The 18,244-nt window shown below is 59.3% G+C and carries 16 protein-coding genes and 1 tRNA gene; 10 read left to right on the forward strand and 7 right to left on the reverse strand.

Translation table 11 applies throughout. The features are described from left to right. Positions 1–23 precede the first annotated feature (23 nt). On the forward strand, positions 24–1,595 hold the full coding sequence (locus tag AC3IUE_RS10575; RefSeq protein WP_489267220.1) for a sensor domain-containing diguanylate cyclase: 1,572 nt from the start codon (positions 24–26) through the stop codon (positions 1,593–1,595). Positions 1,596–1,738: 143 nt separating this feature from the next. Continuing rightward, positions 1,739–3,145 (forward strand): DUF1254 domain-containing protein, encoded by a 1,407-nt coding sequence (locus tag AC3IUE_RS10580; RefSeq protein ID WP_056744369.1) that lies wholly within the window; start codon positions 1,739–1,741, stop codon positions 3,143–3,145. Between the two features lie 32 nt (positions 3,146–3,177). Here the strand turns inward: AC3IUE_RS10580 and AC3IUE_RS10585 are convergent, their stop codons facing one another. Continuing rightward, a complete protein-coding gene (locus AC3IUE_RS10585) occupies positions 3,178–3,516 on the reverse strand; it encodes a hypothetical protein (protein WP_489267221.1) in 339 nt (112 codons plus the stop codon). A gap of 251 nt (positions 3,517–3,767) precedes the next feature. Between AC3IUE_RS10585 and AC3IUE_RS10590 the strand changes: the two genes are divergently transcribed. The 3 genes from AC3IUE_RS10590 (at position 3,768) to AC3IUE_RS10600 (ending at position 8,169) form a co-directional block, all read left to right on the forward strand. Continuing rightward, positions 3,768–6,338 carry a bifunctional diguanylate cyclase/phosphodiesterase gene (locus AC3IUE_RS10590; protein WP_489267222.1) on the forward strand — a complete coding sequence of 857 codons (2,571 nt, stop codon included), beginning with the start codon at positions 3,768–3,770 and terminating at the stop codon, positions 6,336–6,338. Positions 6,339–6,436: 98 nt separating this feature from the next. Next, positions 6,437–7,231, forward strand: a complete 795-nt coding sequence (locus tag AC3IUE_RS10595) for an exodeoxyribonuclease III (RefSeq protein ID WP_056744373.1) — start codon at positions 6,437–6,439, stop codon at positions 7,229–7,231. 110 nt (positions 7,232–7,341) lie between these two features. Further along, entirely contained in the window at positions 7,342–8,169 is an 828-nt protein-coding gene (locus tag AC3IUE_RS10600) for an arylamine N-acetyltransferase family protein (RefSeq protein ID WP_489267223.1), read from the forward strand. A gap of 3 nt (positions 8,170–8,172) precedes the next feature. On the opposite strand, the gene AC3IUE_RS10605 is transcribed toward AC3IUE_RS10600, so the two are convergent. From AC3IUE_RS10605 to AC3IUE_RS10615, 3 genes are all read right to left on the reverse strand, one after another. Beyond that, the gene (locus tag AC3IUE_RS10605; RefSeq protein WP_489267225.1) at positions 8,173–8,658 is read right to left on the reverse strand and encodes a hypothetical protein; all 486 of its coding nucleotides are present in this window, start codon (positions 8,656–8,658) and stop codon (positions 8,173–8,175) included. Between the two features lie 122 nt (positions 8,659–8,780). Continuing rightward, positions 8,781–9,161, reverse strand: a complete 381-nt coding sequence (locus tag AC3IUE_RS10610; RefSeq protein ID WP_489267227.1) for a hypothetical protein — start codon at positions 9,159–9,161, stop codon at positions 8,781–8,783. A gap of 68 nt (positions 9,162–9,229) precedes the next feature. Continuing rightward, on the reverse strand, positions 9,230–9,676 hold the full coding sequence (locus tag AC3IUE_RS10615) for a hypothetical protein (protein WP_489267229.1): 447 nt from the start codon (positions 9,674–9,676) through the stop codon (positions 9,230–9,232). Positions 9,677–9,876: 200 nt separating this feature from the next. On the opposite strand from AC3IUE_RS10615, the gene AC3IUE_RS10620 reads away from it, so the two are divergent. The 3 genes from AC3IUE_RS10620 (at position 9,877) to sorB (ending at position 13,574) form a co-directional block, all read left to right on the forward strand. Continuing rightward, complete coding sequence (locus AC3IUE_RS10620) at positions 9,877–11,394, forward strand: nucleobase:cation symporter-2 family protein (RefSeq protein WP_489267231.1); 1,518 nt, start codon at positions 9,877–9,879, stop codon at positions 11,392–11,394. A gap of 263 nt (positions 11,395–11,657) precedes the next feature. Then, on the forward strand, positions 11,658–12,917 hold the full coding sequence (gene sorA, locus AC3IUE_RS10625; RefSeq protein ID WP_489267233.1) for a SorA family sulfite dehydrogenase catalytic subunit: 1,260 nt from the start codon (positions 11,658–11,660) through the stop codon (positions 12,915–12,917). A gap of 9 nt (positions 12,918–12,926) precedes the next feature. Continuing rightward, positions 12,927–13,574, forward strand: coding sequence for a SorB family sulfite dehydrogenase c-type cytochrome subunit (sorB, locus tag AC3IUE_RS10630; protein WP_489267235.1), 648 nt, complete (start codon positions 12,927–12,929; stop codon positions 13,572–13,574). 133 nt (positions 13,575–13,707) lie between these two features. On the opposite strand, the gene AC3IUE_RS10635 is transcribed toward sorB, so the two are convergent. Further along, positions 13,708–13,783, reverse strand: a tRNA-Asn gene (locus AC3IUE_RS10635). A gap of 227 nt (positions 13,784–14,010) precedes the next feature. Between AC3IUE_RS10635 and AC3IUE_RS10640 the strand changes: the two genes are divergently transcribed. Then, the gene (locus AC3IUE_RS10640) at positions 14,011–14,241 is read left to right on the forward strand and encodes a hypothetical protein (protein ID WP_010456061.1); all 231 of its coding nucleotides are present in this window, start codon (positions 14,011–14,013) and stop codon (positions 14,239–14,241) included. On the opposite strand, the gene AC3IUE_RS10645 is transcribed toward AC3IUE_RS10640, so the two are convergent. Both AC3IUE_RS10645 and AC3IUE_RS10650 read right to left on the reverse strand, forming a co-directional pair. After that, positions 14,238–14,438, reverse strand: coding sequence for a hypothetical protein (locus tag AC3IUE_RS10645; protein WP_046047750.1), 201 nt, complete (start codon positions 14,436–14,438; stop codon positions 14,238–14,240). The two genes, AC3IUE_RS10640 and AC3IUE_RS10645, sit on opposite strands and share 4 nt — an antisense overlap. A 252-nt stretch (positions 14,439–14,690) precedes the next feature. After that, a complete protein-coding gene (locus tag AC3IUE_RS10650) occupies positions 14,691–15,887 on the reverse strand; it encodes an amino acid aminotransferase (protein WP_033061869.1) in 1,197 nt (398 codons plus the stop codon). Positions 15,888–16,224: 337 nt separating this feature from the next. On the opposite strand from AC3IUE_RS10650, the gene uvrB reads away from it, so the two are divergent. Further along, positions 16,225–18,240 (forward strand): excinuclease ABC subunit UvrB, encoded by a 2,016-nt coding sequence (gene uvrB / locus AC3IUE_RS10655; RefSeq protein ID WP_489267238.1) that lies wholly within the window; start codon positions 16,225–16,227, stop codon positions 18,238–18,240. Positions 18,241–18,244: the final 4 nt, after the last annotated feature.

The raw sequence follows: 18,244 nt of genomic DNA on the forward strand, positions 1-18,244 counted from the left end.
CCTTACCCTTACAGGACGAGCTTTTGCCTATCCCTCTTCACGATCCGCACAACGCCACCGGCGTCACGTTGAAACGGTTACCTCTGCGCAAAGCAGCGGTACTGTTTATTGCGGTCGTGTGCCTGAGCCTGTGCGGTTTGCTTTACCTGCAACTGGAGCAATCGCGCCGGCATGACCTGGCGTTGGCGCAAGTGGCGTCATCAAACCTGACGCGGGCCATGGCGCAGCAGGCCGAAGACACCTTCATGCAAGCCGATCTGGTGCTGACCAGTCTGGCCGACTGGATTCAGGCTGACGGTTTCGGCGCGCCCCAAAAGGCACGCTTGCAGAAAACGTTCGCCCGGCGGGTGCAGGCGCTGAGTCAATTGCACGGGATATTTCTGTTCGACCAAAAGGGGCAGTGGGTCGTTACCTCTTTCGACGAACTGCCACGCGGACCCGGTGTGGGGGATCGCGATTATTTCAAGTTCCACCAGCAGAACGTCTCCTCCCTGGCGCACATCGGGCCGGCGATTCGCAGTCGGGAAAATGGTGAGTGGATCATTCCGATATCCAAGCGTGTGAACGACAAGAATGGCAATTTCCAGGGCGTCTTGTTGGCCGGCATCAAGATGGCGTACTTCGATCAGTTCTTCAAAAGCTTCAGCATTGATGACAACGGTTCGATGTTTTTGGGCTTGACCGACGGAACGCTGCTGGCGCGACGGCCGTTTGTGGAATCGCTGATTGGCACATCACTGGCCAAGAGCGAGATCTTCGAGAAATTGCTGCCCAACGCACCCTCCGGCAACGCGATGTTCCGCTCGCTGGTCGATGGTGTTGTGCGGTTGTATGGCTACCGTCAGCTCGACGCTTATCCGCTGGTCGTGTCTGCCGCCTCGTCCAGGGATTCTATTCTCAAGGATTGGAACGACACGGCGTTTCGCTCCACAGTCATCGTTGCCCTGGTGGTGCTGGGTGTGGGGCTGTTCGGCTGGATGTTCCTTTATCAGGTGCGTGTCGGCGAACGGGTCGAGGCGGATTTGCGCACGGCGAAGGAAGCGCTGAAGCTGATCGCAACTCACGACAGCCTGACCGGCCTGGGCAATCGCCGGCTGTTCGAGGGAGCGCTGGACATCGAGTTCGGCCGAGGCGCCCGGCAGTCGAGTTCGCTGAGCCTGATCATGCTCGATATCGATTACTTCAAACGCTACAACGACGCTTACGGCCACGTGGCGGGGGACCATTGCCTGGCTGAAGTGGCGCGGGCGGTGAAGGGGTGTTGCCATCGAAAAGCCGATTTGGCCGTGCGCTACGGCGGTGAGGAATTTGCGGTATTGCTGCCCGACACCGACATTCACGGCGCGATGGTGATTGCCGAGCAGATCCGCCGCAGCGTCATGGACAAGAACATCATCCACAGCGGTTCACCCTCGGGCTTCGTGACGGTCAGTCTGGGTTGCTATTCGTTTGTGCCGACGGGGCGGGACAGCATGGAAGTGTTCATCGAACGTGCGGATGCGGCGCTGTATCAAGCCAAGCATTCGGGGCGAAACCGCTCGGCGGTGCTGTCGATGGAGGGCGGTGTCGAGGCACTGCTGCGTTCGGATCGTTGAGGTGTCTCTCGACGGTGTTTCACCCGCGCAACACCCCGGCCAGCCGGCTGTCTGCCTGTCAGATCCCCTTCAATTGATCGTCTAGAGTTGCGGTAACGCTGCCGATCCCGGCAGGTCCCCCCACCGCACGGATGATCGTCAAAATGTTGATTACTCAAGCATTGGCAGCCGTTGCTCTAACCGTTGCAGCCTGCGCCATCTTTCCGCTCGCGAGCCAGGCTCAATCGAAAGTCACAGCCGAAGAAGCGCACGCCATCGGCGTGGATGCCTACCTTTATTTTTACCCGCTGTTGACCATGGACATCACCCGCAAGCAATTCACCAACATCGAACCGGGCAAGGAATTCGGTAAAGGTCCGATGAATATGTTTATCAGCGTGCCGCAGTATCCACCTGCCAATTTCAAAGGGGTGGTGCGCTCGAACTTCGACACCTTGTATTCCATTGCCTGGCTGGATTTGACCCAAGAACCGCTGGTGATCGCAGCGCCCGATACGGCCGGGCGTTTTTACCTGTTGCCGATGCTCGACATGTGGACCGATGTGTTCGCCTCACCGGGCTGGCGCACCACGGGCACCCAAGCGGGGCAGTTTCTGGTGACGCCGCCGGGCTGGACCGGGACGGTGCCTGCCGGACTGAACCATCTGCCGGCGCCTACGCCCTTTGTCTGGGTCATTGGCCGCACCAAGACCGACGGCGCTGCGGACTACGCGGCCGTGCACAAAATTCAGGCTGGCTATACCGTGACACCGTTGTCCCGGTTGGGTAAAAGCCCCGAGCCGGTCAGCGTGAACATTGACCCGGCCGTGGACATGAAGACCCCGCCCAAGATTCAGGTCGACTCAATGTCGGCGGCCGACTACTTCGCCTACGCCGCCGAATTGCTCAAAATGCACCCTGCGCACATCACCGATCAACCGATCCTGGCGCAGATGAAGCGTATCGGTATCGAGCCCGGAAAATCCTTCAACATGGATGCACTGGACCCTGAAATCAAAGCAGCGCTGCAGACCGTGCCCGAAGACGCGCAGACGCTGATGACGTGGAAGGTTCCAACCCTCGCTCGCGTGGTCAACGGCTGGTCGATGAACACCGACACCATGGGCGTCTACGGAAACTACTACCTCAAACGCGCGATCGTTGCGCAGATGGGGCTCGGCGCCAACTTGCCCGAGGATGCGATTTATCCGCTGAACATCGGCGATGTCGAAGGCAAGCCACTCGATGGAACGAACAAGTACGTGCTGCATTTCGACAAGGGTGAAATGCCGCCGGTAAACGCTTTCTGGTCGATCACCTTGTACGACCCTGAAGGATTCCAGGTCGGCAATGCGCTCAACCGGTTTGCGTTCAGTAGCTGGATGCCGTTCAAGACGAACGCCGACGGTTCGCTGGACATCTACTTCCAGCACGAAAACCCCGGTAAGGACCTTGAAGCCAATTGGCTGCCGGCACCGAAGGGCGGGTTCAACCTGACCATGCGTTTGTATGGGCCCAAGCCCGAGGTTTTGAACGGCAAATGGAGCCCGCCGCCGGTCAAACCAGCCTAGTCCCACGTTTCAGGCCAAAAAGCAGCCGACGATCATCGGCTGCTTTTACGCGTCCAGCTGCCCGTCCCGCCGCCGGCACCGCCCGTTCCACCGCCCGCCGCGCCCGTGCCACCCCCCGCGCCAGAGCCGCTGTTCCCGGCATTGCCACCATTTCCGCCACCCGACGAGCCCGATCCGCTATCGCCGCCGTTAGCGTTATGGTCGCTCGAGGGTTGGCCAGGGTTATTGTTGGGCGCCATTGTCGAGCCGCCGGTTGATCCTGACTTGGTACCGGTCGCATCAGCGCCATCGCCTGAGGCTGCAAAAGTGCCGACGGACATGGCGGACAGCACTCCCGTCAGTAACAGCGAGGTCATTTTGATCATCATCATGGTGCGTCTCCCAGGATGAGGCATTCTCGGCATCAAAAGGTACGCGAGCGATGCGTGCAATTACAGGGCAGCGGCCGTCGATTGGCAATGGTTGTATTAACGGTTCTTCAATTGCGGCAATGGCTTGCGTTATCCAGGGGCCAGGGCCCAGCATGGCTGCTATGTTCAGTGATACGTTCGGCGAGTGCCCCGGTAAAAAAGCATTGCGAGCGTCGCATCCCGATCAGGCAATCGATTGACAGGATAAGTGCATGGATATGACCGCCGTTACCACCGTCGCCGCGCCCCGTCATACGCCGATAACCCGCAACCTGGTGTTGGTCGTCGGCCTGCTGTTTGTTCTGGGTGTGCTGATTGCCCTGTTGGCCTTGTTCAACATTGCCGGGCGTCTGGACGCCCAGGACCTGGCCAAGACCACGTTCTACACCCAGCGTGCGCTGGAAAACCGCATCACCGCCTCGAAAAGCTACGTCGCCAGTTATGCAAACTGGACGACCGCCTACGACCATTTGAACGGCAAGGTCGATGCGCAATGGGCTTACGTCGAGCAGAACGTGGGCAAAACCTTGTTCAGCATCGATCACTACGATGGCGTCTTCGTGGTCGATCATCAGCAAACCAAATACGCCGTGGTGCGCGGGCTTCAGGTGCAAGAGGCGGCGACCACCTATCTTTCGGCATCAATGGCGACGCTGATACAGGCAGTCCAGAGTCAGGAAAGCCTCATTGATCCGATCAGCCAGTTCACGCTGTTCGAGGGCAAACCGGCATTGCTGACGGCTGCCGCGATCGTCCCCAATGACGAAAGGCCGGCGGTCGATCCCCAAAGCACCTCGGTGCTGGTGTTCGTCGACCAGTTAAGCCCTGACAAACTCAGCGCCCTGAGCGCCGATTATGGTCTGCATGATTTAAACCTGGCGCCTGATAACGCCATCTCGCCCGGCAGGCCAGCCGTGGCACTGGCAGGCACTGGCTACAGCCTGGTTTCCCGACTTGAGCAACCGGGTCATCAGTTGCTCTGGTCGCTGCTGCCGCCATTGGGCGGCGCACTGTTGGTGCTGGCGTTGTTAACGGCTTATTTCTTCCGGTATGTCTTGCGCACGTCGGGGCACGTGGATGCTAGCTATACCAGCCTCGATTTATCGAACCAGGCGCTGGAGGCCAGTGAAGAGCGTTTTCGTGCCGTAGCTGAGGCCGCTTCCGACTGGATCTGGGAAATCGACGACAAGCATTGCATCTCTTATCTGTCAGGACGTTTCGCCACCGTCACCGGTTTTTCCGATCAGCAATGGATAGGGCAGGACATTGGGCAACTGCTCAATTGCGATACGCTGCCCTTGTCGCTGTGGCTGCATAAGCTCAATGAAGAACAGCCCGTCAGCCATTTGCGATGCTCCTATCGCGATCAATCGGGGCAACAGCGTATTTGCCGGGTTTCGGCCCGACCGATCCATCGCAAGGGCGAGGTGCTGGGCTATCGCGGAACGGCCAGCGACATCACCGATGAAGTCGCCGCTCATGCCCAGATCCAGCATCTGTCGTTGCACGATGCCCTGACGGGGCTGCCGAATCGCAACAAACTGGCGCGTTTTCTCGACGAGGCCCTGGCGCAGAAAGAGCATTCGGCGGCGCTGGTGCTGTTGATGATCGATCTGGATAACTTCAAGCCGATCAACGATTCCCTCGGTCACCCGGCCGGCGACGCTGTGCTGCTGGAAGTGGCCACCCGATTGCGCGAGTGTACGCGGGACATCGATCTGGTCGCCCGGCTCGGTGGTGATGAGTTCGTGCTGGTGCTCAATGGCATGGACAGCCACGCCGAAATCGACCGGTTCTGTGAACGTTTGCTCGAGAGCCTGCAGCAGCCGATTCATTACGAGCATCACACGCTGCACATCGGCGCGAGCATCGGTGTCGCCTTGAGTCGGCGTCAGGGGCACATTCCCAATGAACTGATCCGGTGTGCCGACATTGCGCTGTACCAGGCTAAATCCGACGGCAAGAAGACCTGGTGCTACTTTGCGCCGCACATGAACGATCAGATCCAGCACCGTCGGCAACTGGAAAACGACCTGCGTCGGGCGATCAAGAACAACGAATTCGTGATGCATTACCAGCCGCGCTACAACATGGGCGGCAAGCAGGTGGTCTCGGTGGAAGCGTTGCTGCGCTGGCAGCATCCGGAACAGGGGCTGCTGAGCCCCGACGAGTTTATCCCTTTGGCCGAGCAGACTGACCTGATCGTGCCTTTGGGGCGTTGGGTGTTGCGCGAAGCCTGTGAAACGGCCCTGACCTGGCCCGGTGCATTGATGGTGTCGGTCAATTTGTCGCCTGTTCAATTTGCCCGCAGCGATGTGGTGGAGGATGTCAGGGAGGCGTTGATCCAGACCCGTTTGCCAGCCAGTCGTCTGGAGCTGGAAATCACCGAAAACGTGATGCTCATCGATGTGGAGGGCGCTTTGGCGACCATGAATGCGCTCAAGGAACTGGGCGTGCGGTTGAACATGGACGACTTCGGTACCGGCTACTCGTCCCTGGGTTACTTGCGCACGTACCCGTTCGACGGGATCAAGATCGACAAGCGTTTCATCTCGTCCATGAGCGGCGGCGGCAATGACCGCGCGGTGGTGCAGGCGATCATCAACCTGGGCAAAGCCATGGGCCTGACCGTGACGGCAGAGGGCGTCGAGACCCTGGAGCAACTGGACTTCCTGGTCTCGGACCAGTGCCATGAGGTGCAGGGTTTCTACTTGAGTCGGCCTATGGAAAAGCAGGCGTTGCTGCCATTGCTCAAGGCATCGCATGACGAGTTTCCAGTGTAAGGGCGTGCCTTTAGTCGCCTGTCTCGTTCATGGTGGCAACTGCCGGGGCGCCCCCCGGTCACAACTGGATATCGACCCTCCATTGCGAGCGTTGGCCCATGAAGAATTTGAAAATTGCGACATTCAACGTCAACGGCATGCGCGCCCGACTGCCGAACTTGCTGGCCTGGCTAGAGCGAGAGCAGCCAGACATCGCCTGTTTGCAAGAGCTCAAGTCAGTCGACAGTGCATTTCCGGCCGCCGAGCTTGAGGCCGCTGGCTACGGCGCGATCTGGCAAGGTCAGTCTTCGTGGAACGGCGTGGCGATTCTGGCGCGGGATGCTCAGCCGCTGGAGAGTCGTCGAGGCCTGCCGGGTGATGACAGCGACACCCATAGCCGGTATTTGGAGGCCGCCGTGCACGGGATTCTGGTGGGCTGCCTGTACCTGCCCAACGGCAACCCGCAGCCGGGGCCGAAGTTCGATTACAAGCTGGCGTGGTTTGAACGGCTGATCCATTACGCGCAGACGCTTCAGGTCAGTGAGCATCCCGTGGTGTTGGCCGGTGACTACAACGTGGTGCCCACCGACCTCGACATCTACAACCCGCGATCCTGGCTGAAGGATGCGTTGCTGCAACCTGAAAGCCGCGAGTGTTATCAGCGCCTGCTGACCCAGGGCTGGACCGATTCCTTGCGCCATCTGTATCCGGAGGATCGGCTCTACACTTTCTGGGATTATTTTCGCCAGCACTGGCAAAAGAACTCAGGGTTGCGCATCGATCATCTGTTGCTTAACCCGGCGCTGAGTCCTTATCTGCAGGAGGCCGGAGTCGATGCCTGGGTTCGCAACGAGCCCCACGCGAGTGATCATGCACCGACGTGGATTCGATTGAGTTCGCGCAAACTACGTTGATATTGGCGTGTGCGGCGATTGGTTAAATCAATTGTCAGTCGAACCGCTTTTTCCCTTATACATGGCGCCCATCGGCGGAGAAATCCGGCGCCATGCATAAGGACCGAGCAATGAGCGAGCCACACCTGAGCAATCTTGCGTTGTACTTGCAACGCCTGGGCTTCGACGCGCCGCCGGCGCCGACCCTGGAAACCCTGCGCCAACTTCAACTGCGCCACACCGGCGCCTTCGTGTTCGAAAACCTCACCACGCTTTCGGGTCAGCCGGTGCTCATCGACCTGCCGTCCATCGAGCAAAAGGTGCTGCACGACGGTCGCGGCGGCTACTGCTACGAACTCAACAACCTGTTCCTGGCCCTGCTTCAAGAGCTGGGCTTCGACGCTCGCGGTATCTCCGGCCGAGTGGTCATGGGCCAGCCCGAAGGCGCATGGACCGCCCGTACACACCGCTTGAGCCTGGTAACCCTGGACGGCGTGCGCTACATCACCGACGTCGGCTTCGGCGGCATGGTGCCCACCGCACCGCTGATGCTCGATACCCCGGCTGAACAGCTCACCCCTCACGAACCCTATCGCATCGATCCGCACGAGGATGGCTACACCCTGCGCGCCAACGTCGCCGGCGAATGGCGGGCGATGTACATTTTCGATTTGCAGCGCCAAGAAGACATCGATTACGCCGTCGGCAACTGGTACGTCTCGACCCACCCCGAATCGTCGTTCGCCAGGCAGCTGATGGTGGCGCGCACCGGCGAAGGGTGGCGCCGCACGCTGAACAACGGCAGTTATGCGATTCATCGGATCGGCAGTGAGACTGAACGGCGGCAAGTGACGGATGTGGATGAATTGCTGGGTTTGTTGCGCAGCGAATTCGACATTCGGGTGCCACGGGAGGCGGCGTTGCGCCGGGTTATTGAAGGGCTGATTCAACAGCCCTGAGCCTCACAGCTGCAGCCCCTCCTGCACCACCGACAGCAGATTGTCTTCGGTCATGGCGATCGCATCCGGTTGTTGCCCGGATTGATCGATCGCCTGCAGCCACCACTGCGTCTCGCCGTGTTCGCTCACGGTTCGCAGCATCGAAAGTGCCTTTGCCTGAGTGCGGATCTCGACCCGCCCGGCACCGTCCTCAGTGAAACGAGCGACGGGGTCGAAGGTAATGCTGTGGTGGTTGCCTTCAATCAGTAACTGGTCGATGGCGTAGTCGTAGGTCGCCCCGTCGGCATGACGTTCGAAGACGTGCGTCGGCACTCGCCGGATGTTCAGCCCGGCTTCGCTGAGCGGCGCCAGCCAGGCTTCGATGAGGTGGTACAGCTCGTAAACCTGCGCAGGCCAGCTGTCTATCTGGTGATCTGCACAGAGTGTCTCGTCGGCGCTGGACTGCTGGGTTTGCTTCAGTTTCGCGGCGAGTTGGTCAGCCTTGCTCATGTCGATGTCCTATCGTGGTCTCAGTGAGAGCGTACCTCTATCAAGGTAGTGCACGTCTTGCCTTGCGTCATGTTGCCGGGAGGTTTTGGTTTCGCCGACTAAGAGTCTCGCTGGCTCGCGTTTTAACGAATATCCCGCCGCCACGTTCCGCTCTTGGGATGAAAGCGCCTGCACGCCACACCCAGTCTCGGGTAAATCCAGGGAATGCCGAACCGGCGAATCGTGAAGTAAAACCGGTAATCGGCCAGGTCCATGAAGGTCGCGAAAAAATGCGCCTCATCCAGCCAGATCAGCTCGTCCAGATCGTACGAGCTGTACACGTATCCGACCATGTGTTCGCCCAGTACGCGTTGAAGGTCTTTACTGATCAGCACAAAACACACGGCTTCATCAAAGGGACAATCGAAGTCCGTCACCAACAGATAACCGGATGCGGTCTCGTATTGACGCAGTAGCGTGCGACCAGAAATGACCAGCGCTGAGCGGTGGCCGTCGATGATCACTTGGGATGTTCCAGGGCTCGGGGCGTCAGGGTCTTCAGACTGCCACAGAGCGAATCGCTCCAGGGGATTCATGGTCGTGAGAGCGTCCGTGATTTTGCGTCACGTTGGATCTTCTGGACTCGGCACCACGCCCAGTGGGTGATCAGCCCGACTGCCGCGCCATCGATCAGCCAGAACATCCACAGCAACCGCCATTTAGGGTGAAGACAGACCAGACCGGCGATCGCCACCCCAGCCAACACGCCAGTCACCCAGTTGGCGTAACTCTTGGCGCTGAGCCAGGCGTACAGCGGCGTGAAACCCACAAGCACGGGCACCACGCCGAAGAACACGCCACCGACCAAAAAAGACACGAAGACGCCGACGCCAACCCAGAGGCCAACCTCCAGGTCAGGGGAATCCATGGCATAGGGCAGGGCAATGGCCAGGGCTTGCACGGCGACCACGGTGCAAAACGCGCCAAAGGTCAGGGGCAGGATCTGGGCAAGGTGTTCGAGTGCTGAGCGATTATTCAAGGTGGCGGCTTCCATGTCCGTAATTGTCCGCCAAGGTGCGGAGCGGCAGAGTTTATCAGGGAAGGTGCGGCGCAAGTCTCAGGTGTGGAATGGCCATGTGTCCATAATCTGACTGATTAGTTGTATACAACTCTATAGACATTTGTCCTGAGTATTGAATACAGTGTGCGCACAACAAAAACCAGGGAACCCCCCAAACCATGAAAACGCCCCATGTTTCACACCAACGGCCTGAGGATGAAAATCTCGGGGTCGGCGCGAATATGGCTTACGGCCTGCAACACGTTCTGACCATGTACGGCGGCATCGTTGCGGTGCCTTTGATCATCGGCCAGGCGGCTGGGCTCTCGCCAGCGGACATCGGTTTGTTGATTGCTGCTTCATTGTTTGCAGGGGGGCTGGCGACATTGCTGCAAACCCTGGGCTTACCGTTTTTCGGTTGCCAATTGCCGCTGGTACAGGGCGTGTCGTTCTCTGGTGTCGCGACCATGGTGGCGATTGTCAGCAGCGGCGGGGAGGGCGGGTTTCAATCGATTCTCGGGGCGGTGATTGCTGCGTCGTTGATCGGTCTGCTGATCACGCCGGTGTTCTCGCGAATCACCAGGTTTTTCCCGCCGCTGGTCACGGGCATTGTGATCACCACCATCGGCCTGACGCTGATGCCAGTGGCCGCACGCTGGGCCATGGGTGGCAACAGCCATGCCCCGGACTTCGGCAGCATGGCGAACATCGGACTGGCGGCGGTGACGCTGGTGCTGGTGCTGCTGTTGAGCAAGATCGGCAGCGCGACCATCTCGCGTTTGTCGATCCTGTTGGCGATGGTTATCGGCACGGTGATCGCGGTGTTCCTTGGCATGGCAGACTTCTCGTCCGTCACTCAAGGCCCGATGTTCGGCTTCCCGACGCCATTCCACTTCGGCATGCCGACCTTCCACTTCGCCGCGATCCTGTCGATGTGCATCGTGGTCATGGTGACCCTGGTGGAAACTTCGGCCGACATCCTCGCCGTCGGTGAAATCATCGGCACCAAGGTCGACTCCAAACGCCTGGGCAACGGCCTGCGCGCCGATATGTTGTCGAGCATGATCGCGCCAATCTTTGGCTCCTTCACCCAAAGCGCGTTCGCCCAGAACGTCGGGCTGGTGGCGGTGACCGGGATCAAGAGCCGCTTCGTGGTGGCTACCGGCGGTTTGTTTCTGGTGATCCTCGGTTTGCTGCCGTTTATGGGCCGGGTCATCGCCGCTGTACCGACTTCGGTTCTCGGCGGCGCCGGTATCGTGCTGTTCGGCACCGTGGCGGCCAGCGGTATTCGTACGCTGTCCAAGGTCGACTACCGCAACAACGTCAACCTGATCATCGTCGCCACCTCCATCGGCTTCGGCATGATCCCCATCGCTGCGCCGAACTTCTACGACCACTTCCCAAGCTGGTTCGCCACGATCTTCCACTCGGGCATCAGCTCGTCGGCGATCATGGCGATCGTGCTGAACCTGACCTTCAACCACCTTACTGCCGGTAACTCGGATCAGCAGTCGGTGTTCGCGGCCGGTACTGAACGCGTTCTGCGTTATCAGGATCTGGCAGCGTTGCGCGAAGGGGATTATTTCAGCGAAGGCAAACTGCGTGACTGCGACGGGAATGAGATTCCGGTGGTGGAGGCGGAGCATGGACATGGAGAGCCGCGTGCAGCGCATGCAAAGAGCAGTGAGCATGTCTGACAACACTCAAGGCATGGAAATATGAAAAAGGCGTCCTTAGGGACGCCTTTTTTATTGCCTGAACTACGCTCTGGCGACGGTGCTGACCAACCGGGCTTGCGCTGCCATTGTCGTCAAATGTGAAGTCCCTGACGTCAAATGAAAAGCAGTCGACGTGCTCGTGACGATACTGGTTTTCCCTGCGAAACCCCGTTTTCACATCAAGCCTGGCGGGGGGAGAGCTGTCAGTTGCATCTCAGTAAAACAATTATAGAGAGCGCAGAATGAAGTTCAGTTTTATAGACAACAGCAAGCCGAGCCGCCGGCGCGTTCTACGCGATGCCTTCACCCTGGCGTTGGCGGCTTCTCCATTGGCGAGCCTCGCCAAGGCTGCCGAGGAAACCAGCTCGGCTGACGAAACCGCCGAAGAAGTGACCTTTGCTGCGGGCCCACGGCCGTTGGTGCAATACCCGCAAAAGCGCCCGTTGACCCTGGTGACCACCCGGCCGCCGCACCTTGAGACGCCGTTCCCTGTTTTCAATGAAGGGCCTATCACGCCCAATGACGCCTTTTTCGTGCGTTACCACCTGGCCAATTTCCCTACCAGCATTGATCCGGACACCTACCGTCTGACGATCAAGGGCTCGGTCAACACGCCGCTGTCCCTTTCCCTGGCGGAGCTGAAAGCCCTCGCCGAGCCGGTAGAAGTGGTGGCCGTCAATCAGTGTTCGGGTAACAGCCGTGGCTTCTCGATGCCGCGGGTGTTTGGCGCTCAATTGGGCAATGGTTCAATGGGCAATGCCCGCTGGGTGGGCGTGCCACTCAAGGCGGTATTGGAAAAGGCCGGTGTGAAAGCCGACGCCAGGCAAGTGACCTTCCGTGGGCTCGATAAGCCCGTGCTGCCAAGCACGCCGGAGTTCATCAAGGCTCTGGACATCAGCCATGCCGTGGACGGTGAGCCGATGATCGCCTGGTCGATGAACGGCACTGATCTGCCATTCCTCAACGGTTACCCGATACGTCTGGTGGTGCCGGGGTATTTCGGCACGTACTGGGTCAAGCACCTGAGCGAGATCGAAGTCGTCGACCACACCTACGACGGTTTTTTCATGGCTAAAGGTTACCGCGTGCCGGACAACGATTGTTTCTGCATCGCCCCCGGCACCACGGCGGCGCAAACCCGGCCGATTTCCAAACTGCCGGTTCGCAGCTTCATCACCAGCGTTAAACATGGCGATGTGTTGCCGCTGAAAAAAAGCGTGGTGCTCAAGGGTATCGCGTTCGACGGTGGAGCAGGCGTCTACAAGGTGGAAATTTCCATCGACGGCGGGAAGAACTGGCGCGAAGCCAGGCTGGGTCAGGACCTCGGTCGTTTCTCTTTCCGTGAGTGGACGCTGCCGATCACCTTTACCAGTAAGGGTGCCACGCAGTTGATGGTGCGAGCCAGTAACAGTGCGGGCGAGACACAGCCGCTGCAAGCCGACTGGAACCCTGCCGGCTACCGCCGTCACGTCGTAGAAACCAGCCACGTGACTGTCGCCTGAGGGGCCCGCATGAAACTCATGAAACGCATGACCACCTTGCTGTGCGCGGCTCAGGTTTGTTGGATTGGCCTGGCTGGCGCAGCGCCACTCTCGATCACGCTGCCGCCTGAAACGGCTGTGTTCAAACCCAGTGCACTGCCAGGCTATCAACTGGCCCAGCAGAAATGTTCCACCTGCCATTCTGCCGATTACATCAACTTCCAGCCCCCCGGCATGAGCCTGGCGCAGTGGACTGGAGAGGCGAGCAAGATGCAGCACGTGTACGGGGCGCCGATCAGCGATCAGGATGTGAGCGTGATCGGCGCTTACCTGGCGGTAACTTACGGCAGTGCTCATGCGAACGATGCCGAGGTGCAGGCAGCCTCGAACCCATCGGCAAGCCAGCCTCCGGCAGCGCCCGTGGCCAAAGTCGATGCCATGGCTTTGCTGCAGGGCAACTCTTGTCTGTCCTGCCACGCCATCAATCACAAGATCGTAGGTCCGGCCTATCACGAGGTGGCGGCCAAGTACGCCAACGATCCGCAGGCGCTGGCCAAGGTCACGTCGAGCATTCAGCACGGCGGTACCGGCAAATGGGGGGATATTCCGATGCCGCCTTTCGCGCAGTTAAGCCCGGACGATCTGCATACCCTGAGCACGTTCATCTTGCAGCAGTAAGTCCCGGCCCCGGTTCGGCCGGGGCCTTGCTCTCCAACGCTGTATCCAGGAATCCGACGGAACACCAGAAACGAAAAAACCCGCCATAAGGCGGGTTTTTTTGGGTTTCAAAGATTTACTCTGAAACCTTGTATGGCTCCACGACCTGGACTCGAACCAGGGACCCAGTGATTAACAGTCACTTGCTCTACCAACTGAGCTATCGCGGAATGACGTGTATGTTACTGATTCAAAAAGAGAAGTCAAGCACCTGTTAACAACTTGGCGGGTTCGTGAGGACGGACGGTGGTTTATCGACCGTGGGCGGTTACCAGAATCGCCTCAGAGGTCTACCATGGCCGCCCGGAAGTGGTTACACGCGCTGCCGGCCATTCGCCGAAAAGGTACGCGCCATGAATCACCCAACCAACACACCTCGCCACAACGGGGTGTTCGCATGAGCATCGCTCAGATCAGCCTGCCCAAAGGCGTCGGCCCGCACGCCGAAAAACTGTTCGACGCAATCACTCAGGCCAGCACCGCTGACGATTTGAACCGTGCCGGTGGCAAGGCGGAAGGTTTTGTATTGGGCCTGGAAAGCGCCAAGGCCATCAAAAGCCAGGTCGCCGAATCGCTCTACGTCGCCTATGACGACGCTGCCAGCCAGCGCGCAACCGAACTGGCCTAACCGCCGAAGGTGACGGTGGCGAGCATCAGTTTGGCGTACAACATCGTTGCGGCCAGCTGCACCAGCCACAAGGCTAAACCACCGAGAAACACACCGGCAGCGACTTGCATCACCAGGTTACTGCTGCGTTTGGCCGGGGTGCGAGGCACGAAGTGGTCCAGCTCATCGCGGTCGGCGCGTAGGTCATCGTTTTTCATGTGGGTTCTCGTAAGAATTCGGGGTGTACTCAAAACCTGTGGGAGCGAGCCTGCTCGCAAATGCGGTACAACATTCAACAATGATGTTGGCTGACACGACGCCTTTCGCGAGCAGGTCGGATCGCCGCACCGTCGCTCCCACATTTGAACTGTGTGCAGTCTAGAGCCCTCGGTCGTTGCTTTGAGAATTATCTCTGACAAACAAAAAACGGGAAGCCATTTGGCTTCCCGTTTTTCATATCATCGGACGACTCAGATCACCGCAACGATGGCCTTGGTCACGACGTCGATGTTGCTCTGGTTCAACGCGGCCACGCAGATGCGGCCGGTGTCCAGGGCGTAGATGCCGAACTCGCTGCGCAGGCGGGTCACTTGCTCAACCGTCAGGCCGGAGTAGGAGAACATGCCGCGCTGACGACCGACGAAGCTGAAGTCACGCTGTGGAGCTTGCTTCGCCAACTGCTCAACCATCTGAATGCGCATGCCGCGAATCCGCAGGCGCATTTCAGCCAGTTCTTCTTCCCACTGAGCACGCAGTTCCGGGCTGTTCAGTACAGCGGCGACGATGCTTGCACCGTGGGTCGGCGGGTTGGAGTAGTTGGTGCGGATCACGCGTTTGACTTGCGACAGCACGCGCGCGCTTTCTTCTTTCGATTCGCTGACGATCGACAGGGCGCCCACGCGTTCGCCGTACAGCGAGAAGGATTTGGAGAACGAGCTGGAGACGAAGAAGGTCAGGCCCGATTCAGCGAACAGACGTACAGCCGCGGCGTCTTCGTCGATGCCATCGCCAAAGCCCTGGTAGGCCATGTCGAGGAACGGTACGTGACCTTTGGCTTTCACCACGTCCAGGACGTTGTTCCAGTCCGCCGGGCTCAGGTCCACTCCGGTCGGGTTATGGCAGCAAGCGTGCAGGACAACGATGGAGCCGGACGGCAGGGCGTTCAAGTCTTCCAGCAAGCCAGCACGGTTCACGTCGTGGGTCGCGGCGTCGTAGTAGCGATAGTTCTGCACCGGGAAACCGGCCGTTTCGAACAGTGCGCGGTGGTTTTCCCAGCTCGGGTCGCTGATCGCCACGACGGCGTTCGGCAGCAGTTGCTTGAGGAAGTCGGCACCGATTTTCAGCGCGCCAGTACCGCCAACGGCTTGGGTGGTGATGACGCGGCCAGCAGCGATCAGCGGCGAGTCGTTGCCAAACAGCAATTTCTGCACGGCCTGGTCGTAGGCGGCGATGCCGTCGATTGGCAAGTAGCCACGGGAAGCGTGTTGAGCGACGCGAATCGTCTCGGCTTCGACAACGGCGCGCAGGAGTGGAATTCGCCCCTCCTCGTTGCAGTAAACACCGACCCCCAGGTTGACCTTGTTGGTACGGGTGTCGGCGTTGAATGCTTCGTTGAGGCCCAGGATTGGATCACGTGGTGCCATTTCGACAGCGGAGAACAGGCTCATTTTGCGGCGGCTCTGAATGGAAAGTGGAGGGACGTGTCGCGCTCCAGCCGAATGCACTAGAGCGGTGCACAAACGGGGAGCTAGTATAGAGGCCATCTGCGATTGATGGCGACAGACGATTCGGCTTTTACGGTAAGTTTTTCCGATTATTTCTCGACCGTTAGTCGATTGGCATCGTCAAAGGTTTTACCCGATGTAGGACGTTTGCCTTGAAAGCGCGGGCAATCGGCTCCACATTGAGCACAATCCAGTTTTTTCCTCGGGCGACATCGGTCGTTTGCGGTCTTTCCCGTTGCTGCCCGGTTCGCCCGGACAGGCGCGAACCCAGAGGTTTTTCATGTCTGAATTCCAGCTAGTCACCCGCTTCGAGCCCGCCGGCGATCAGCCGGAAGCCATCCGCCTGATGGTCGAGGGCATCGAAGCCGGGCTGGCGCACCAGACGTTGCTCGGTGTGACCGGCTCGGGCAAGACCTTCAGCATCGCCAATGTGATCGCCCAGGTTCAACGTCCAACCCTGGTGCTGGCGCCGAACAAGACCCTGGCCGCGCAGTTGTACGGTGAGTTCAAAGCGTTCTTCCCGAACAACGCGGTCGAATACTTCGTTTCCTACTACGACTACTACCAGCCCGAAGCCTACGTGCCGTCATCGGATACGTTCATCGAGAAAGACGCCTCGATCAATGATCACATCGAGCAGATGCGATTGTCGGCGACCAAGGCGCTGCTGGAGCGCAAAGACGCGATCATCGTCACCACGGTGTCGTGCATCTACGGTCTGGGCAGTCCGGAAACCTATTTGAAGATGGTTCTGCATGTGGATCGCGGCGACAAGCTCGATCAGCGTGCGTTGCTGCGTCGCTTGGCAGACCTGCAATACACCCGCAACGACATGGAGTTTGCCCGTGCGACCTTCCGGGTCCGCGGCGATGTAATTGATATCCACCCGGCGGAATCCGATTTCGAAGCGATCCGCATCGAGCTGTTCGATGACGAAGTCGAGAGCCTGTCGGCCTTCGATCCGCTGACCGGCGAAGTGATCCGCAAGCTGCCGCGGTTCACGTTCTATCCGAAAAGCCACTACGTGACCCCACGAGAAACCCTGCTGGGTGCCGTCGAAGGGATCAAAGTCGAGTTGCAGGAGCGCCTGGACTACCTGCGCTCCAACAATAAACTCGTTGAGGCCCAGCGCCTGGAGCAGCGCACCCGTTTCGACCTGGAGATGATCCTTGAACTGGGTTACTGCAACGGCATCGAAAACTACTCGCGCTACCTGTCGGGCCGCGAATCCGGCCAGGCGCCGCCAACTTTGTTTGACTACCTGCCGGCTGACGCCTTGCTGGTGATCGACGAATCCCACGTCAGCGTGCCGCAGGTCGGCGCCATGTATAAGGGCGACCGTTCGCGTAAAGAGACGCTGGTGGAATACGGTTTCCGTCTGCCGTCAGCCCTGGATAACCGGCCGATGCGCTTCGACGAGTTCGAAAACATCAGCCCGCAGACGATTTTCGTCTCGGCCACGCCGGGCAATTACGAGGCAGAACACGCCGGTCGCGTGGTCGAGCAACTGGTCCGTCCAACAGGCCTTGTAGACCCGCAAATCGAAATCCGTCCGGCGTTGACCCAGGTCGACGATTTGCTTTCGGAGATCGGCAAGCGCGTGGCGCTGGAAGAGCGGGTGCTGGTTACCACGCTGACCAAGCGCATGTCCGAAGACTTGACCGATTACCTGGCGGACCACGGCGTACGGGTGCGTTATCTGCACTCGGACATCGACACCGTGGAGCGGGTCGAAATCATCCGCGATTTGCGTCTGGGTACCTTCGATGTGCTGGTGGGGATCAACCTGCTGCGTGAAGGTCTGGACATGCCGGAAGTCTCGCTGGTGGCGATCCTCGATGCAGACAAGGAAGGCTTCCTGCGTTCCGAGCGCTCGCTGATCCAGACCATCGGCCGGGCGGCGCGCAACCTCAATGGTCGGGCGATTCTCTACGCGGACCGCATCACCGGTTCCATGGAGCGGGCGATCGGCGAAACCGAGCGTCGTCGCGACAAACAGATCGCCTTCAACCTGGCCAATGGCATCACGCCCAAGGGCGTGTTCAAGGACGTTGCCGACATCATGGAAGGCGCCACCGTGCCGGGTTCGCGCAGCAAGAAGCGCAAAGGCATGGCCAAGGCCGCCGAGGAGAACGCCAAGTACGAAGCGGAATTGCGCTCGCCGGGCGAGATCGCCAAGCGTATCAAGGCGCTGGAAGAGAAAATGTACCAACTCGCCCGCGACCTGGAGTTCGAAGCAGCGGCGCAGATGCGCGACGAGATTGGCAAGTTGCGGGAGCGGTTGATCACTGTTTGAGATT

This window comes from Pseudomonas sp. GL_093, assembly GCF_057837605.1.

Coding starts and splice junctions, on each gene's coding strand:
- sorA (WP_489267233.1), top strand. CDS start 11,658: ATGAAGTTCAGTTTTATAGACAACAGCAAGCCGAGCCGCCGGCGCGTT.
- AC3IUE_RS10590 (WP_489267222.1), top strand. CDS start 3,768: ATGGATATGACCGCCGTTACCACCGTCGCCGCGCCCCGTCATACGCCG.
- AC3IUE_RS10600 (WP_489267223.1), top strand. CDS start 7,342: ATGAGCGAGCCACACCTGAGCAATCTTGCGTTGTACTTGCAACGCCTG.
- AC3IUE_RS10640 (WP_010456061.1), top strand. CDS start 14,011: ATGAGCATCGCTCAGATCAGCCTGCCCAAAGGCGTCGGCCCGCACGCC.
- AC3IUE_RS10620 (WP_489267231.1), top strand. CDS start 9,877: ATGAAAACGCCCCATGTTTCACACCAACGGCCTGAGGATGAAAATCTC.
- AC3IUE_RS10650 (WP_033061869.1), bottom strand. CDS start 15,887: ATGAGCCTGTTCTCCGCTGTCGAAATGGCACCACGTGATCCAATCCTG.
- AC3IUE_RS10645 (WP_046047750.1), bottom strand. CDS start 14,438: ATGAAAAACGATGACCTACGCGCCGACCGCGATGAGCTGGACCACTTC.
- AC3IUE_RS10580 (WP_056744369.1), top strand. CDS start 1,739: ATGTTGATTACTCAAGCATTGGCAGCCGTTGCTCTAACCGTTGCAGCC.
- sorB (WP_489267235.1), top strand. CDS start 12,927: ATGAAACTCATGAAACGCATGACCACCTTGCTGTGCGCGGCTCAGGTT.
- AC3IUE_RS10585 (WP_489267221.1), bottom strand. CDS start 3,516: ATGATGATGATCAAAATGACCTCGCTGTTACTGACGGGAGTGCTGTCC.
- uvrB (WP_489267238.1), top strand. CDS start 16,225: ATGTCTGAATTCCAGCTAGTCACCCGCTTCGAGCCCGCCGGCGATCAG.
- AC3IUE_RS10595 (WP_056744373.1), top strand. CDS start 6,437: ATGAAGAATTTGAAAATTGCGACATTCAACGTCAACGGCATGCGCGCC.
- AC3IUE_RS10605 (WP_489267225.1), bottom strand. CDS start 8,658: ATGAGCAAGGCTGACCAACTCGCCGCGAAACTGAAGCAAACCCAGCAG.